The 16304-nt window shown below is 62.5% G+C and carries 11 protein-coding genes; 3 read left to right on the top strand and 8 right to left on the bottom strand.

The genetic code is table 11. The annotated features are described in order from the left end of the window. Positions 1-42: 42 nt before the first annotated feature. Together xdhB and xdhA are read right to left on the bottom strand one after the other, a co-directional pair. Positions 43-2409: a xanthine dehydrogenase molybdopterin binding subunit gene (xdhB, locus tag FQ705_RS23275; protein ID WP_144144702.1), complete on the bottom strand. Its 2367-nt coding sequence runs from the start codon at positions 2407-2409 to the stop codon at positions 43-45. A 38-nt stretch (positions 2410-2447) separates the two neighbouring features. Beyond that, positions 2448-3977 carry a xanthine dehydrogenase small subunit gene (gene xdhA / locus FQ705_RS23270; RefSeq protein ID WP_144144700.1) on the bottom strand — a complete coding sequence of 510 codons (1530 nt, stop codon included), beginning with the start codon at positions 3975-3977 and terminating at the stop codon, positions 2448-2450. Between the two features lie 390 nt (positions 3978-4367). Here xdhA and FQ705_RS23265 point away from each other — a divergent pair, with 390 nt between their 5' ends. Together FQ705_RS23265 and FQ705_RS23260 are read left to right on the top strand one after the other, a co-directional pair. Further along, positions 4368-5579 (top strand): MFS transporter, encoded by a 1212-nt coding sequence (locus FQ705_RS23265; protein WP_144144698.1) that lies wholly within the window; start codon positions 4368-4370, stop codon positions 5577-5579. A gap of 280 nt (positions 5580-5859) precedes the next feature. Then, positions 5860-7191: a DUF1996 domain-containing protein gene (locus FQ705_RS23260; RefSeq protein WP_144144696.1), complete on the top strand. Its 1332-nt coding sequence runs from the start codon at positions 5860-5862 to the stop codon at positions 7189-7191. Here FQ705_RS23260 and FQ705_RS23255 read toward each other — a convergent pair. The 5 genes from FQ705_RS23255 to FQ705_RS23235 form a co-directional block, all read right to left on the bottom strand. Further along, positions 7179-8414 (bottom strand): pyridoxal-phosphate-dependent aminotransferase family protein, encoded by a 1236-nt coding sequence (locus FQ705_RS23255; RefSeq protein WP_144144694.1) that lies wholly within the window; start codon positions 8412-8414, stop codon positions 7179-7181. The two genes, FQ705_RS23260 and FQ705_RS23255, sit on opposite strands and share 13 nt — an antisense overlap. Positions 8415-8599: 185 nt before the next feature. After that, positions 8600-10264 (bottom strand): bifunctional aspartate transaminase/aspartate 4-decarboxylase, encoded by a 1665-nt coding sequence (locus tag FQ705_RS23250; protein WP_144144693.1) that lies wholly within the window; start codon positions 10262-10264, stop codon positions 8600-8602. A 91-nt stretch (positions 10265-10355) separates the two neighbouring features. Beyond that, the gene (gene aspT, locus FQ705_RS23245) at positions 10356-12038 is read right to left on the bottom strand and encodes an aspartate-alanine antiporter (protein WP_144144691.1); all 1683 of its coding nucleotides are present in this window, start codon (positions 12036-12038) and stop codon (positions 10356-10358) included. Positions 12039-12131: 93 nt separating this feature from the next. Next, complete coding sequence (gene aspT, locus FQ705_RS23240; RefSeq protein WP_144144689.1) at positions 12132-13814, bottom strand: aspartate-alanine antiporter; 1683 nt, start codon at positions 13812-13814, stop codon at positions 12132-12134. 129 nt (positions 13815-13943) lie between these two features. Then, complete coding sequence (locus tag FQ705_RS23235) at positions 13944-14237, bottom strand: hypothetical protein (RefSeq protein ID WP_144144687.1); 294 nt, start codon at positions 14235-14237, stop codon at positions 13944-13946. Between the two features lie 105 nt (positions 14238-14342). Here FQ705_RS23235 and FQ705_RS23230 point away from each other — a divergent pair, with 105 nt between their 5' ends. Further along, positions 14343-15341 carry a 2-hydroxyacid dehydrogenase gene (locus tag FQ705_RS23230; protein ID WP_144144685.1) on the top strand — a complete coding sequence of 333 codons (999 nt, stop codon included), beginning with the start codon at positions 14343-14345 and terminating at the stop codon, positions 15339-15341. 90 nt (positions 15342-15431) lie between these two features. On the opposite strand, the gene FQ705_RS23225 is transcribed toward FQ705_RS23230, so the two are convergent. Continuing rightward, positions 15432-16049: a plasmid fertility inhibition factor family protein gene (locus tag FQ705_RS23225; protein WP_144144683.1), complete on the bottom strand. Its 618-nt coding sequence runs from the start codon at positions 16047-16049 to the stop codon at positions 15432-15434. Positions 16050-16304 lie beyond the last annotated feature (255 nt).

Here is a 16304-nt window from a genome sequence, read left to right as displayed (position 1 = left end):
GAGACTCCAGTGAGTGAATGATTCACGCGTGTTCTCCCGCTGTTACTGACGCGCCGCAGCGCTTGCAGCCCGCACTGCGCCGACCGCTTTGAGGATTTCCCCGCTCGTCGCGGGCGCATTCAGCGGCGGATTGACCTTGTGGTCGCCCACGGCCGACACCGCGTCGCGCACTGCAAAGAACACTGAGAACGGCAGCAGCAGCGGCGGCTCGCCGGTTGCCTTCGAACGGTGAATGCTGTCCTCGGCATTGCGGTTCTTGAACAGACGCACGCGGAAGTCGGGCGGCGTGTCGTTGACGGTCGGGATCTTGTAGGTAGACGGTGCGTGCGTCATCAGCTTGCCGCCGGCGTTCCACCAGAGTTCCTCGGTGGTCAGCCAGCCCATGCCCTGAATGAACGCGCCTTCCACCTGGCCGACGTCGAGCGCGGGATTCAGCGAGGCGCCCACGTCATGCAAGGCATCCGCGCGCAGCACGCGCATTTCGCCGGTCAGCGTGTCGATCACCACTTCCGACACGGCTGCGCCGTACGAGTAGTAGTAGAACGGCCGGCCTTGCAGCTTCGATTGATCCCAGTAGAGTTTCGGCGTCGCGTAGAAGCCGTCCGACCAGAGTTGGACACGTGCGACGTATGCCTTCGCGATTACCTCTTCGAACGGCACGATTGCCTCGCCGACCACCACGCGATCGTGCAGGAAGCGCACTTCCGACGCGCTCACCTTGCCACCGCCGAACCTGTCGGCGGCAAACGTCGACAGACGTTCGCGCAATTGACGCGCGGCATCCTGCGCGGCCTTGCCGTTCAGATCCGAGCCGGTCGACGCAGCAGTGGCCGACGTGTTGGCGATCTTGCTGGTATCGGTGGCCGTCACGCGAATGCGGTTGAAGCCGATGCCCAGTTCATGCGCGACGACCTGCGCCACTTTCGTGTTCAAGCCCTGGCCCATTTCGGTGCCGCCGTGATTCACCAGCACCGAGCCGTCGGTGTAGATGTGGACAAGCGCGCCGGCCTGGTTGAAGTGCGTCACGTTGAACGCAATGCCGAACTTCACCGGCGTGAGTGCGAGACCCTTTTTCAGCACTTCGTTGCTGGCGTTGAATGCGTTGATCTCGGCGCGGCGCGCGCGATATTCGCTGGTCGCCTCGAGTTCATCGATCAACTCGTGAATCACGTTGTCTTCGACGACCTGGCCATACGGCGTCTGATTACGCTCGGTCTTGCCGTACAGATTGCGGCGACGCACGTCGAGCGAGTCTTCGCCGACCGAACGCGCGACGTTGTCCATGATGTATTCGATCGCGAACGCGCCTTGCGGTCCACCAAAGCCACGAAACGCCGTGTTCGACTGCGTGTTGGTCTTACCGCAGAAACCGTCGATCGTCACGTCCGAGAGCCAGTAGGCGTTGTCGAAGTGGCACAGCGCGCGAGTCATCACCGGGCCGGACAGGTCGGCGGAAAAACCGCAGCGCGAGGTCATGTCGACCGTCACGCCGTCGATCACCCCCTTGTCGTCGTAGCCGACTTCGTACGTGTAGTGGAAATCGTGGCGCTTGCCCGTGACCATTATGTCGTCGTCGCGGTCCGGACGCAGTTTCACCGGGCACAGCAGCTTCCATGCGGCGAGCGCCGCGCAGCATGCAAACAGACCCGACTGCGATTCCTTGCCGCCGAAGCCGCCGCCCATCCGGCGGCATTCGATCAGCACGTTGTGCGACGCCACGCCCAATGCATGCGCGACCATGTGCTGCATTTCGGTCGGGTGCTGCGTCGAGCAGTAGACGTGCATGCCGTCGTCGTCCTTCGGCACGGCGTACGAGATCTGGCCTTCCAGATAGAACTGTTCCTGGCCGCCGAGCAGCATCTCGCCGGCTTCGCGACGTGCGGCGCGTGCGATCTTGGTGCCGGCTTCGCCGCGCGCGAGTTTCATCGGCGGCAAGACGTGCTGGTTCGCGGCGCGCGCCTGTTGCGCGGTGAGAATCGCCGGCAACTCTTCGTAGACGATCTCGGCGCGACGTGCCGCGAGCCGCGCCGTTTCATGCGATGTCGCCACGACGATGAAGATCGGCTGGCCGACGTATTGCACCAGACCGTCGGCGAGAATCGGATCGTCGCCGTGGATGATCGGGCCCACGTCGTTCACGCCGGGAATATCTTCCGCGGTGAAGATGGCCACCACGCCGGGCGTGGCGCGCACTTTCTCGAGCGACATCGAGACGATCTTCGCATGCGCTTTCGGCGACAACCCGAGCGCGGCGTGCAGCGTGCCGGCGAGCGTCGGGATATCGTCGGTGTACGTGGCGCGACCGCTCACGTGCAGATGCGCGGACTCGTGCGGACGCGAGATGTGGACCTGGGTGAAGTCGTCGAGCTCCTTGAGGTCTTTCAGGAACGGTTCGGCTTGCTGATTCATGGTGGTGTTCTCCGTATGCTTCGTAGGCTGGGCGCGTCTCAGGCGTTTGCGCCGGCAGGGGCGCACGCCGCGGCGACCGCGCGTACGTCGAGTGCGCTCTTCGGCAGCGGATTGTTCGGACGCGTTTCGAGCCAGAAGCGGTACAAGGTGTTCTTCGCCGCCTCGAGGCGGTAGTTGCTGGTCGCGCGCATGTCGGAGAGCGGCGCGTAGTCGTTGCCGAGCGCGAGCATGGCGGCCTGCGCGGTGGCTTCGTGCCATTCGGCGTCGCGCAACACGGCTTCGGCGTGCGTCGCGCGCTTTGAGGTGGCGGCCATGCCGCCGAACGCGATGCGCGGCTCACGGACCACGTTGCCGTCCGCGATGAACGAGAACGCGGCGCAGACAGCCGAGATGTCGGAGTCGAAACGCTTCGAGAGTTTGTAGGTGCGGAACTGCAGATTCTTGCGCGCGCCGGTACGCGTCGGCACCTTCAGTCCGACCACAAATTCGTGCTCGGCCATATCCTTCTTCTGGTACGCGAGGTAGAGGTCTTCGAGCGGCATTTCGCGTTCGATCTCGCCGCCACGCACGATCACATGTGCGCCGAGCGCGATCAGACCCGGCATCGAATCGCCGATCGGCGAACCATTGGCGATATTGCCGCCGAGCGTGCCGGCATTGCGGATCGGCAGCGACGCGAAGCGTTGCCACATTTCGGTCAGCTCGGGGTACTGCTTCGCGATCTCCGAGTACGCCTTTTCGACGCTCACGCCAGCGCCGATCTCGATCCATTCGTCGTTCGTTTCGAGCTTCTGCATCTCGGCGATCTGCCCGACATACACGATGTTGCCGAGCTCGCGCATCATCTTGGTGACCCACAGGCCGATGTCCGTGCTGCCCGCGAGAATGCGCGTGGCCGGCTCGGCTTCCTTGATCTTCGCGAGCGCGGCGACCGTGCGCGGCGCGTCGAACTGCTGGCCGGCATGCTGATAGTGGAACGTATCCTTGCGCTCGATCCTGGCGAGCGTGCCGGCCAGTGCCTCGAGATTGACCGGCGCTTTCGGCGCGGGCGCTTCGAACATGCGCACGGCTGCGTCGACGATCGGACGATACCCCGTGCAACGGCACAGATTGCCGGTCAGCGCATTGCTGATCGTTTCACGCGACGGCACCGTCCTGTTCGCGCAGCTTTGCTCGTGACCGTGCTTTTCGTACAGCGACCACATCGACATGACGAAGCCCGGCGTGCAGAAGCCGCACTGCGAGCCATGACATTCGACCATCGCTTCCTGCACGGGATGCAGCGAGCCGTCCGGCTGACGCAGGTCTTCCACGGTGAAAAGCGCTTTGCCGTCGAGTGTCGGCACGAACTGGATGCAGGCGTTGACCGCCTTGAAGTCGACGCCGCCCGCCTCGTTGCGCTCGCCGATCACGACCGTGCACGCGCCGCAGTCGCCTTCGGCGCAGCCTTCCTTGGTGCCGGTGCAATGCACGTCTTCGCGCAGATACTGCAGGACGGTGCGGGTGACGGGCGCGTCCTTGATCTCGCGGATCGCGTTGCGGTGGTAAAAGCGAATCGGCTCTGTCATGTCTCGTTACTCTCGAATGTTCGGTGTCCGTGGGGACGTACAGCAGTGATGGTTCGAAAACTATCACCGTCAATAAATACAACCCATAGCCCCGTTCGCATGGGGGGCATATCCGCGAAACGATATCGAGATAGGTTTGGGTGCCGCGCAGCTTATGTCGCATCGGCATTTTTGCCACTTTTTAATTATTTTTATTGAAAAAAAGACACATAACATAAATGAAAACGCACTCGCCGGGTCGGCAAGACAGGCGCTGAAGGGTGCAAAACGGACCACTATATGAGCTTTAACCCCTCGATTTTCGGAAGGAATTATTAAGCAAACCCTGCAAGAGAATCGGTTCCATGGGAAAATCACGCATTCCCGCCGTTTTCAAGTCTCGTTTTCCCCATGTCCACCGATTCAGCGACACCCCGCAGCGAATTTGCGACGACCCTGCAGATCATTCCGGTCGTCTTTTTCACGTTTCTTTGCTACCTGACGATCGGCATTCCGCTTGCGGTGCTGCCCGGCTACGTCCACGACGACCTCGGCTATAGCGCCGTGCTGGCCGGCGCGGCAATCAGCGTCCAGTATCTGGCGACACTCGCCTCGCGCCCGCTCGCCGGCCGTTCCGCGGACACGTTGGGGCCAAAGCGCACCGTGACGATCGGCCTGCTGGGCTGTGGCGCGAGCGGGATTCTGCTGCTCCTGGCGGTACTGTGCGGACGCTGGCCGGTGCTAAGCCTGGTCTTGCTGGTGTGCAGCCGTCTCGTGCTCGGCTTCGGCGAAAGCCTGTGCGGCACGGGCGCGATTCTGTGGGGCATCGGCCGGGTGGGCGTGAGCAACAACGCACGGGTGATTTCGTGGAACGGGATCGCGACGTATGGCGCACTGGCCGTTGGCGCGCCGCTTGGGGTGGCGATTGCGCATAGCGTCGGTTTTGCGGCGTTGGGCATTCTGGTGATTCTGCTCGCCGCGCTCGGCTTCTATCTCGCCCGCCCGATCGCGCCGGTGCCGATCGTGCACGGTGAACGCATGTCGTACCGCAGCGTTTTCACGCGCGTATTGCCGCACGGGATTGGCCTGGCACTCGGCTCGGCGGGCTTCGGCTCGATTGCTACCTTCATCACGCTCTTCTACGCCGCGAGGCATTGGCCGAATGCGGCGTTGTCGCTGACGGTATTCGGCACGCTGTTCATCGGCGCGCGCCTGCTGTTTGCCAGCACGATCAAGACTTACGGCGGCTTCCGGGTCGCGATTGCATCGTTTTCGTTCGAATGCGCCGGCTTGCTGATGCTGTGGCTCGCGCCCGAACCGCATATCGCGCTGGCCGGCGCGGCGTTGACCGGATTCGGATTCGCCCTGGTGTTTCCGGCTCTGGGCGTCGAAGCCGTGGGACTCGTGCCACCGGCGAGCCGTGGCGCGGCGTTGTCGGCCTATTCGGTGTTTCTCGACTTGTCGCTCGGGATTACCGGGCCTCTGGCCGGTTATATCGCCGGTGAGTTCGGCTACGGCTCGGTGTTCCTTTTTGCCGCAGTGGCTTCCGCCGCCGCCGTCGTGTTGTCGACGATGATGTATCTGCGCAATGCCCGCGTGCCCGTTTCACCTGCGGCAACCTGAGTTTCACGCAAGTCCCTGCCTCTAACCCATCTCGCGCGGCTCGCCGCGCCGGATGCGGCCTTGTCTCCTCGCCCAGCAACTTGAAACAACAGTCCCACGCCTAAAACTCGGTCTAGCCGACCTATCTGTTTGCCTGGCTGGAAGCGCACCGAAGTTCGACCTACGATGCTCCTCGCTCACAGGATTTCGTCGCCGGTTCGTTCAACACTCCGAATCAATTGGCGGCGAAGTCACCCGGTGTGGCATCGCGTCGTCCTGTCGTCCTGCTTCGGAGTCTCATATGAAGTTAGCTGCCCAACTCTGCCTCGCGCTGACGCTGACCGCAGGTTCGGCCCACGCGGGCAATCAGTTCAACGTGCAGTGCGGCTATTCTCATAGCCTGCCGGACGATCCCATCGTCCACGCCGGGCAACCCGGTCGGGCCATGGGTCATGATTTTTTTGGCAATACGGGCACGAATGCCTACAGCACATACACGTCGCTGACCGCCAACAAAGTCACCACCTGCGACGCGAGCGCCGACGTCTCGGCTTATTGGGCTCCGCAATTGAAACGTGCCTCGGGTATCGTCGCACCGCAGTATCAGAAGACGTACTACAAGAACGACCAGCCAGTCGTCCCGCTTCAGGCCATCCCGGCCGGCCTCGAAATGCTGGCTGGCAATCACCGCGGAGCCGCGCCGAATCCGCACATCAATTTCTTGTGCCGCGGCGGCTCGTACTCCACCACGGCGCCCACCAATTGTCCCGTCGTCATGGACAACAACGGGACCTTCGCGCAACTCGATATTGCGGTCCACTTTCCGGATTGCTGGGACGGCAGGACGCTTGCGCCGAACCCGGCCAGCGGCATATCGAACATGGCTTATCGTCAGAGCGACGGCACCTGTCCGGGCGCCTACCCGATCAAGCTTCCCGAGTTACAGATGAGCGTCGCCTACGACCTCCGCCAGGACGGCGATCTGTCCGGCGCACAGTTGTCGATGGACCCAACGTGGAGGGAGGGCAAATGGGAAGCGCAATGGGGCGGGATGTACACGGCGCACGGCGATTTCATCAATGTCTGGAAAGTGGACACGATGCAGTACCTGATCGACAGATGCATGAATGCGCCAGTCACGCCGGGCTCTACCTGCGACAAGAGTATTCCGACGCATTACGCCGCCGCTAGCGCGGACGCGTGGGTGGACGCGAACGATGTGGTGCATGGAGGCGACGCAACGCTGACCTCCGCACCGAACAGCGTGGTGCTGATGCAGTTCCCGACACCCGCCGGCCTCGGCGACTACCCTTATACGAGCGCGTCCCTCCAGACGCTCGGGCAAAACGTCACCGACGCCAGCGCAGTCATGCTCGATCTCTACGCGGCGGCCACCGGTTGGGACGACACGACGCACTTGCCGCCCGCTTCGGCCTGCACCAACCAACGCATCGGCGGGATCTATCTCGACAACGCACCGCAAGTCCGGCTGAATGATGTGGACAGCTACATCGCCTCACAGGTCGCTGCGGGCGCTTCGCTCATCGGCATCTGTCTGCGCAACGGAAGCGGCCGAACGGTGCAGTTTTCATCGCGCGAAGGTAATTGGGCGCCAGCGCTCTATTTCAAATGACGCGCGCCGCCCGACAGCGACTTCTCCAAGGCCGCCACTCCAGCCGGCAGATCCACCGTCGCGCCGAGATCCAGCATCGTGCGTCCCAGCGCATGCAGCGTTCTGAACAGATTGTGCTCGCGGCATTGCTCGCCCATCTGGCCAATCCGCACGATCGGCAAACCGAACGAGCCGGAAATCTCGACCTGATGATGTCGCGAGATATGGCCGCAGATATCGGCGGGACTCAAACCGTGCGGCACCTCGATGCCGACAACCGAATTCAGTCGGCACGCCTGAGGCGCGTACAGGTGCAGGCCCAATGCGGCGATCCCCTCCTGCAGGGCCAGCGAACATTTCAGATGCCGCGCAAACCGCTTTTCCAGCGTCTCGGCACACACGAGCCGCAAAGCCTCGTGCAAAGCCAGCACGCCGGAAACGGGCGCCGTGTAGTGATACCCCGCGTTGTGCCAGAAGTTCTCAGCCAGCGAAGCATCCAGACACCAATGCGCGTTCGGCGCCGTCCGTCCCTTGACCCGCGCCCAGGCCGCATCGGAAAACGCAATCAGCGAGACGCCCGGAATCGACGACAAGCCCTTCTGCCCGCCCGTGATCACCGCGTCGATTCCCCACGCGTCCATCTCCAGCGGCATCGTGCTCAGCGTGCAGACTGCGTCGACGATCACCAGCGCGCCCGCGGCTTTCGCCAACGCAGCGATGTCCTTCAGGTGATAGTTCCACACCGTGTTCGAGGTCTCGCCCTGCACCACCGTCACAATCTCGGGACGCTCGCGGCGAATCGCCTCGGCCACCTGTTCGAGGCTCGCCACGGTGCCGTCGTCGACCTCGAGCGTGCTCACGCGTGCGCCGACACGGCGACCCATCTCCGCCATCCGTTCGCTGAAAAAGCCGTTCTTGATGCTCAGCACCCGCGTGCCTTCCCACGCGAGATTGGAAATCGCCATCTCCATCGCCGCCGAGCCCGGACCCGCGACACCCAGCACCCATTTCGATTTCGTCTGGAACACATAGCGCGCCATCGTCTTCACCTGACCGATCACCTTCACCATCGTGCCGCCCAGATGGTTGATCACGATCGTGTTCGCTTTGGCCACGGCAGCGGGAATCGGCACGGGGCCGGCGCCCATCATCAGTAACGGCTCTTCGGGAAGGATGGCGTCGAGCGATTCGACAACCGGGCAAGGCACTGCGGACGAAGCGGAAGTGAATGAGGAGGTCGGCATGATCGGTACGTGAATGTCGGAACGCAAAGTAACAAGCGGCCTCGCCAACAGTGATTCTGGCGAGGCCGTCTGAGCGATCATTCACTGATCCACGCGATTGCGCAAGGTTTTTGGCAGTACTTCCGGCTTTTAATGCTCATTCGACAACGCCGGCTGCTACTGCACTAACAAGCGCGATTCGAGTGTTATTTCACCTTCGTTTTATCGAGCTTTTTTCCCGTCGCCGCGTTGAAGCGCTCGATGTACTCTTCGATCAATTTGCGCAGCGCGCGTCCGATCTGCCGATAGTCCGACTCGTTCAGATTCGCGAGCGACACACGCCCCGACGGATGCTGTGTACCGAACCCGCGACCTGGCAACAGCACCACTCGCGCTTCACGCGCGAGACGGAAGAGCAGTTCCGACGGCTCGGTGTTCTTCAGCAACCAGTCGACGAACTCACGCCCAAACATCTTCTCGCCGAGGAACTCGATGTCGAGAATCGTGTAGTAGTCGACCTGATTCGGATCGTCGTCTTCGAACGAGATGCCGACTTCCTCGTAGAGCGCCTGTTTGCGCTTGCGGATCAAGCGCTTCAATGCGTTCTTGTACGCGTCGGGCGTGTCCATTAGCGCGAACAGGGAGAACAGCACCATCTGCACCTGCTGCGGCGTCGACAAACCCGCCGTGTGGTTCAGTGCAACCGTGCGGCTATCGGCCACCAGACGATCGATGAACTTGAGTTTGTCCGGCTCGGTCGTGATCGATTCGTAGCGCTCGTGCAACTGCTTCTTCTGTTCCTTCGGCAATTCGGCAATCAGCTTGTCGAGCACGTTGTCGCGATGCGTTGCAATCGTGCCGAGACGCCAGCCGGTCGCGCCGAAATACTTCGAGTACGAGTAGACCAGAATGGTGTTCTTCGGCGCCAGCGCGAAAAGCGACACGAAGTCGTCGGCGAAGGTGCCGTACACGTCGTCGGTCAACAGGATCAGATCGGGCCGTTCCTTGACGATGTCGGCGATGTACTGAAGGCTCTCGTCGTCCATCTTCACCGAAGGCGGATTGCTCGGATTCACGAGGAAGAATGCCTTCACCTTCGGATCGCGCAGCTTGTCGAGTTCCTTCTTCGAATACTGCCAGCCGTTGGCCACGTCCGCTTCGAGATTGACGACGTTCAGCTGGTAGTCGTTCAGGCGCGGAATCTCGATGTACGGCGTGAAGATCGGCATGCCGAGCGCGATCGTGTCGCCTGCCTTGATCAGGTGATTCTCGCGCATCGTATTGAAGATGTACGTCATGGCGGCCGTGCCGCCTTCCACCGCGAATACGTCGAATTCGCCGACAAACGGATGGTTGCCGATCATCTCTCGGCGCAGATACTGTCCGACGATCAGTTCGGACAGCTTGAGCATGCGGTCCGGCACCGGATAGTTCGAAGCGAGAATGCCCTCGCACATTTCATACAGGAAGTCGCCCGCGGAGTAACCGAGTTGATCGCGCACGTACGACACCGCGCCGCGCAGAAAGTCGATGCCGGCCACGCCCTTGTTTTCGCGAATGAACAGATCGAAGCGCTCTTCGAGACCCTCGCGTCGCGGAAAACCGCCGAGGCCCTCGGGCATGTAAGCAAACGAGCGTTCCGACTCGCGCATCGCGAAGAGGCCGAGTTGCCAGAAGCCGTGACGCGGAATCGTCGCGAGGAAGTTGGGGTTGCCACGGCCTGCGTTGAGCATCGATGCATTCGCGGCACGCTCCACGGCGCCGCCGCCGGCCGCCTTGATCAGCTCATCCTTCAGCTCGAACGGACTGAGTGCGGAAAGTCCCGGTGCTGACATATCCGCGTGCTTCTTGTCGCCCTTCTCTTTTGCCATGATGCGTTCTCCTGAGCCAAGTGAAAGACGCCGGCGTGTCGGGCGCAACGCCCCGTTACCGCCGGCGTGAAAGAGATCGATAAAACGCGTGCTACACGAGTCCGACCACGAGCGGACCCAGCAGCGTCAACGCGACGTTCGCGATGGCGTAGCAGATCGCGAACGATGCGGTCGGCACGGCGCTCTCCGCCTTGTCGAGCACGCCGCCGAAAGCCGGATTCGCGCTGCGCGAGCCCGATAGCGCCCCGGCCAGAATCGCCGCATTGTTGTACTTGAGTACGTAGCGGCCGAATAGCATGGTCAGCAGCAGCGGGAACAACGTGACGAACACCCCGAGCAGGAAGATCGTGATACCGAGTTGCTTGACCGTCACCACGGCTTGCAGACCGGAATTGAGACCCACCACCACCACGAACGTCGCCAGACCGAAGTCCTGCAGCAGCCGCGAGGCCGCCGACGGCATCACGCCATACATCGGGTGCTTGCCGCGCATCCAGCCAAACAGCAGGCCGGCCAGCAGACAGCCGCCGCCCGAGCCGAGCGTGAGCGGAATGCCGCCAATGTTGACGACGATCAGCCCAACCAGCAAACCGAGCACGAGGCCGACACCCATGTAGATGAAGTCGGTCTTGATGCTGTACGGCAGTTCATAGCCCGCCGCATCGACGGCGCGCTTGGTGTCTTTCGGCGAGCCATAGAAGGTGATCACGTCGCCGTGTTCCAGCGTGGTCTCCGGCAGGATCGGCAGCGGCTGGCCGGCGCGTGTCGCGCTTTGCAGGTAGACGCCATGACGCATGTCGCGATCCACGACTTGCCGGGCGGCGGCGATCGTCGTGTGGTTCATGCCCTTGCGCGTGAACACGCCCTGGCGCGTTTGCATCACCACGCCCATGTCCTCGACGTCGGCGATCTCGCTGCCGTTCGCGCCAAACGCCACCACCGCATCGCGACGGCCGACCACCAGCACGACGTCGTCGAGTTTCAACACGAGGTCGGGAACGGGGTCGAGCGGCGCGCCGTCACGCTTGATCCGCTCGATCGTCAACATATCCTGGTGCTGCGTCTCGACGGCCTGCACCGTCTTGCCCGCACTGACATCGATCCGGTAGGCGCGTCCCACCAGTTCCGGCATCGCCGAGATCTGCCCTGGCGCTTGTGCCGCGGACCCGGAGGCCAGCTCACGTTCCGCTTCGATCGACGCATCGCGCAGACTCTGGCCCATGAACTTGGGCAGAATGTTCACGCACACGATGATCGCCCCGAGCGAGCCGAACACGTAGGTCACCGCGTAGGCGATCGCCACGTCCGATTGCAGCGATTTGACCTGATCGGCCGGCAAGCCGAGACGCGCGATCGCGTCGCCCGCCGTGCCGATGATCGCCGATTGCGTCAGCGCGCCGCCCGCCAGACCCGCCGCGAGGCCCTTGTTCAGATGGAACAGCTTGGCGCAGACCACCACGGTGACCAGCGCCGACGCGGCGAGAAACACCGCCATCGCGATTTCACGCAGCGTCTTGCGGTTCAGCGAATTGAAGAAGCCCGGACCGGAGTCGTAACCGACCGCGTAGATGAACACGGCGAACATCACCGACTTCACGCCGTTGTCGATCGTCACGCCCACCTGACTGATGACGACCGCCGCCAGCAGCGAACCGCCCACACCGCCCAACTGGAATTTTCCGAAGTTGATCTGCCCAATGAAGTAACCGGCTGCAAGCGACAAGAACAGCGCGATCTCAGGTGATTTCTGAAAGATGTGGTGTAGCCAGTCCATCGTGCCCTCGCTAGATTAGTTTGCGATACTGAGTACTGGATGCTGCTGCCTCGAAGTGATGCGTGTCGTATTCCGCGCGATTCGTCTGCGTGCCTAGCCGAATTTGCCGGCGAGGCCCACCACCACGGGCCCCATCAAAGGCAACAGAATGTTCGAGAGTGCGTAGGTGATCGTGTAGCCGATCACCGGTGTCGAGTTGCCGGTCACGCCGACCAGCGCGCTGATCGCGGGCGTGCTGCATTGCTGGCCGGCAATCGCGCCGAGCAGCATGGGTGCCTCGAGCTTAAGAAACGCCCGGCCGATCCACAGCGACAGCAAGCCGGGTACGAGCACCATCAGAATCCCTACCAGCGGCAACGCCAGACCGTAGACGCGCACGAGCTTGATGGCATCGGGGCCGGCCGACAAACCCACGGCCGCGATGAAGGTGGCCAGCCCGAAATCCTTGAGAATCTGCGCGGCCGCCGACGGCAGCGAACCGATCACCGGATAGCGCGAGCGGATCCAGCCGAACAGCAGGCCCGAGAGCAGGCAACCGCCGCCGGTGCCGAGCGCGAGCGAGATACCGCCGATCGTCCCGCCAAGCCGGCCGATCGCCATGCCGACCAGCACGCCCAAGGCGAGATAGATGAAGTCGGTTTTGTTGGTCGCGACCAGCGCGTAGCCGAGGCGCCGTACGCCGCGCTCGACGTCGGCCTTTGCCCCTACCAGCGTGATGACATCGCCGCGATTCAGTTCGGTGCCGGGCAGCGCGGGCACGGTGTTCTCGAGCCGCGTCACCGCCGCGATATAGATGCCGCGGCCCTCTTCCGGCACCGCCCGTTCACGCAACTGGGCAATCGTGAGGCCGTGCGCGTCACGCCGCGTCAACACCATGTCCACCCTCTCGGCGAAGAGCTGGCTGAACTGCGCACCGTTCACTTCCTCACCGAGTTGGGCCGACGCCGTCACGATCGCTTCGCGCCGGCCGCCGACCATGATGAGATCGTCGGGCGCAAGGACCAGTTGCGGCTCGACCGGTACGTCGACGCCGTCGCGCCGTACCTGCTCGATCGTCAGATTGAAGCCGTACTGCTGCTCGAACGCGACCACGGTAGTGCCGCCCGCGCGCCCCACCCGGAACGCGCGGCCCACCAGTGCCGGCGCGGCGGCCCGTTGCCCTTCGCTGAACGCACCGCTGCCACCGAGTTTGCGCCAGACGCGCTCGGCTTCGTCGCGCAGATTCACACGTAGCAGCAAAGGGGCGAACTGGCTCGTGAACAGCACGATCGTGATCAACCCGAACAGGTAGCTCACGCTGTAGGCGGTCACGATATTGGCCTGCAGGCGCAGCGTTTCCGTGTCGCCAAGACCGAGCTTGGAGATCGCCTCCGAGGCCGTGCCGATCACCGCCGACTCCGTGGCGGCGCCGGCCAGCAGGCCGGCCGCCGTGCCGACGTCGAGCCGCATGACGAGCACCGCGATCATGATCAGCGCCAGCACCGAGACGATCTCGACCACCGACAGCAAGCCGTAACGCCAGCCACGCCCGATATTGGCGAAAAACTGTGGTCCGCCGGTGAAGCCCAGCGCAAAGATGAACAGCGCGAATGCGATGTTCTTCAGATCGGGCGCAAGGCGCGCGCCGGTCTGCCCCAATACCAACGCAACGATCAAAGTGCCGCAGACGCCGCCGAGCTGAATTGGTCCCACGCGAAACGAACCAATGAAATATCCGATAGCAAGGCTTGCGAACAGCGCGATCTCCGGTTGAGATCTCAGCAATTCACCGATCATGTCAGCTCGCCAATTTATGGGTTTATTAGCAAAAGGCTGAAAATTGCTCAACACAATTCAAACGAATTCGCTTTGAGCCGGCATAGCGTAGAAATTACTCAGCCGGCATAGCAATTCGCTAAAAGCAATTTATGGCAATGAGATGACGTCAGGCGCGCTGCAGAAGATATGCCGCACTGCGGCGATATTACGGAAAATCGTTGTTGAAAGATCGACAGTCACGCTTCCCTCGCGAAGTTGCCTAACGCCTTGAAAAAGACATAGTCTGCTGGTGGCCGTTTCTTTCAAGCATGATTGAATGAACATGCTTTTTTGGGACTGCTTTTTTAATAAATATTGCAGTTCTGCACCGCTGTCAATGTTATTTTCATTTGCCACCGTTTGGTCTTCGCAAAAAACGATCTTTAGCAAAGTGCGAATCATGGGGAGGGCGCCTTGCACACCGCGGTAGGTCCCTTATACTGACCTGCTCGTACGCCCGCCGGTCGTCGCCCTTTTGCAGGGCGGCATGTTTTCTGGGAGCCCGCCATGCGCATCATCCTGTTCAGCAGCCGCCAGTACGATAGCGATACGTTCGCCGAGGCCAACGCCACGCACGGCTACGAAGTGCACTTCCAGGAATCCCATCTCGACGCCGAAACCGCCGTGCTCGCCGCCGGCTACGAGGTAGTCTGTCCGTTCGTCAACGACAACGTCGACGCCGCCGTGCTCGAGCGGCTACACGAGGGCGGCACGCGCATGATCGCGCTGCGTTCGGCGGGCTTCAATCACGTCGACCTGGCCGCCGCCGAGCGACTCAGCATGATCGTCGCGCGGGTGCCGGCTTACTCGCCGCACGCGGTCGCCGAACATGCGGTCGGCCTGATTCTGGCGCTGAACCGGCGGCTGCCGCGCGCGGTCGCGCGCACCCGCGAAGGCGACTTTTCACTGCACGGGCTACTCGGCTTCGATCTGCATGGCAAGACGGTCGGCGTGGTCGGCACGGGCATGATCGGCCGCGTGTTCGGCCGCATCATGGCGGGTTTCGGCATGCAGGTGCTGGCGCACGATCCCGGCACGCCCGCCGAGGACCTGCTGGCGCTCGGCGCACGTTACGTACCGCTGCCTACGCTGCTGGCCGAATCGGATGTCGTCAGCCTGCACTGCCCGCTCGTGCCCGCGACCTACCACCTGATCGACGGACCGGCGCTTGCCAGGATGAAGCGCGGCGCGATGCTGATCAACACCGGCCGCGGCGGACTGGTCGAAAGCAATGCGCTGATCGGCGCGCTGAAGGACGGCCAGCTGGGCAATCTGGGGCTGGATGTGTACGAGGAAGAAGGCGGTCTGTTTTTCGAAGACCACTCGAATCTGCCGCTGCAGGACGATGTGCTGGCGCGGCTTCTGATGTTCCCCAACGTGATCGTCACGGCGCACCAGGCGTTTTTCACGCGCGAGGCAATGAACGAGATCGCCCAGACCACGCTCGACAACGTCGCGGCGTGGCATGCCGGCGCGCCACGCAACGTGGTGCACCCGCAAGCCTAGGGTGCTGTTCAGGAGTGCCCGGCGTGCGCCGCAGATGCAATGCGAAGCGCTCCGGCGAGCCCGGCCGCACTTCGCGGCGTCCGCCCGTGTTTAACCGCCGCCCTCGCTGCCCAGCGGCGCCGAGCGGATGGCAGTGCGCGCGTCGTCTGCCGCTCCGCAAATTTCGCGCAGCAACGCGGCTTCGCGTTCGTGGACTTCCACCGGGAACCAGCGGGCGCCCGCATCGGCCAGGTAGCGCGCACGATGCTGGCCGTTGCGGAACGACACGACGCCTTCGCGCTCCAGACCCAGCCAGCCCAGCAGGCCCGGCGCGCGACGCGTGCAGATCGTCACGTAGGGCATCTGCGGAACGCGCGGATTCTCGGGGTCGAGAAATTCGCGGATGCCGCGCACCTTGCCCGCATGCCATTCGGCGACCGGCTTCAATACGTAATCCGTGTTGTCGCGATCTGCGCACGCAAGCAGTTTGCGCACATCGATAAGCACCACCTGATGCCGCGTGCCGTCGGTGACGAAAACGCGTTTCAGCCGGACATGGTCGAACCATGAGTGTTCGGGCAGCGGCACTTGCCAGACCGTTTCGGCGCAACCCGGCGCAGCGGCCGATGGTGAATGGGACAGGGGCAAAGGCAGGCTCGCAAAGCTGGCAAAAACCCGCCAGCGCATTAAAAGTGCGCTAACGCTACGAGTCGATTGTGAAAGAAGCATGTCAAGCCACGGTATTAATTGCCCTGCATGACGACACTGCACGAGCGCACTGCACAAGAACCCGGGACGACGGGCGGACGCTGACCTTCAGAATGACAACGATGATAACCACGCAAAATTTCAATGACCACGTGCGCATCGAAGCTAACCAGGATAACGGCGTGACGACGTTCGTCCTTGAGCGGCCTGCGCCGCGCGATGCGCCCAGATCAGACACGACGCTACGCCGGAACGCACCGCACAAGTACGGGTTTC

This window comes from Paraburkholderia sp. BCC1884, assembly GCF_900996225.1.
In the GTDB taxonomy this organism is placed as follows: Bacteria; Pseudomonadota; Gammaproteobacteria; order Burkholderiales; family Burkholderiaceae; genus Paraburkholderia.
Note: the sequence above shows the minus strand (reverse complement) of the source record. Positions and strands in the feature narration are given on the sequence as shown.

Excerpts from the sequence above, each read along its gene's own strand:
- xdhB (WP_144144702.1), bottom strand. The coding sequence starts at position 2,409 with ATGAATCAGCAAGCCGAACCGTTCCTGAAAGACCTCAAGGAGCTCGAC.
- xdhA (WP_144144700.1), bottom strand. The coding sequence starts at position 3,977 with ATGACAGAGCCGATTCGCTTTTACCACCGCAACGCGATCCGCGAGATC.
- FQ705_RS23265 (WP_144144698.1), top strand. The coding sequence starts at position 4,368 with ATGTCCACCGATTCAGCGACACCCCGCAGCGAATTTGCGACGACCCTG.
- FQ705_RS23260 (WP_144144696.1), top strand. The coding sequence starts at position 5,860 with ATGAAGTTAGCTGCCCAACTCTGCCTCGCGCTGACGCTGACCGCAGGT.
- FQ705_RS23255 (WP_144144694.1), bottom strand. The coding sequence starts at position 8,414 with ATGCCGACCTCCTCATTCACTTCCGCTTCGTCCGCAGTGCCTTGCCCG.
- FQ705_RS23250 (WP_144144693.1), bottom strand. The coding sequence starts at position 10,264 with ATGGCAAAAGAGAAGGGCGACAAGAAGCACGCGGATATGTCAGCACCG.
- aspT (WP_144144691.1), bottom strand. The coding sequence starts at position 12,038 with ATGGACTGGCTACACCACATCTTTCAGAAATCACCTGAGATCGCGCTG.
- aspT (WP_144144689.1), bottom strand. The coding sequence starts at position 13,814 with ATGATCGGTGAATTGCTGAGATCTCAACCGGAGATCGCGCTGTTCGCA.
- FQ705_RS23235 (WP_144144687.1), bottom strand. The coding sequence starts at position 14,237 with ATGATTCGCACTTTGCTAAAGATCGTTTTTTGCGAAGACCAAACGGTG.
- FQ705_RS23230 (WP_144144685.1), top strand. The coding sequence starts at position 14,343 with ATGCGCATCATCCTGTTCAGCAGCCGCCAGTACGATAGCGATACGTTC.
- FQ705_RS23225 (WP_144144683.1), bottom strand. The coding sequence starts at position 16,049 with ATGCTTCTTTCACAATCGACTCGTAGCGTTAGCGCACTTTTAATGCGC.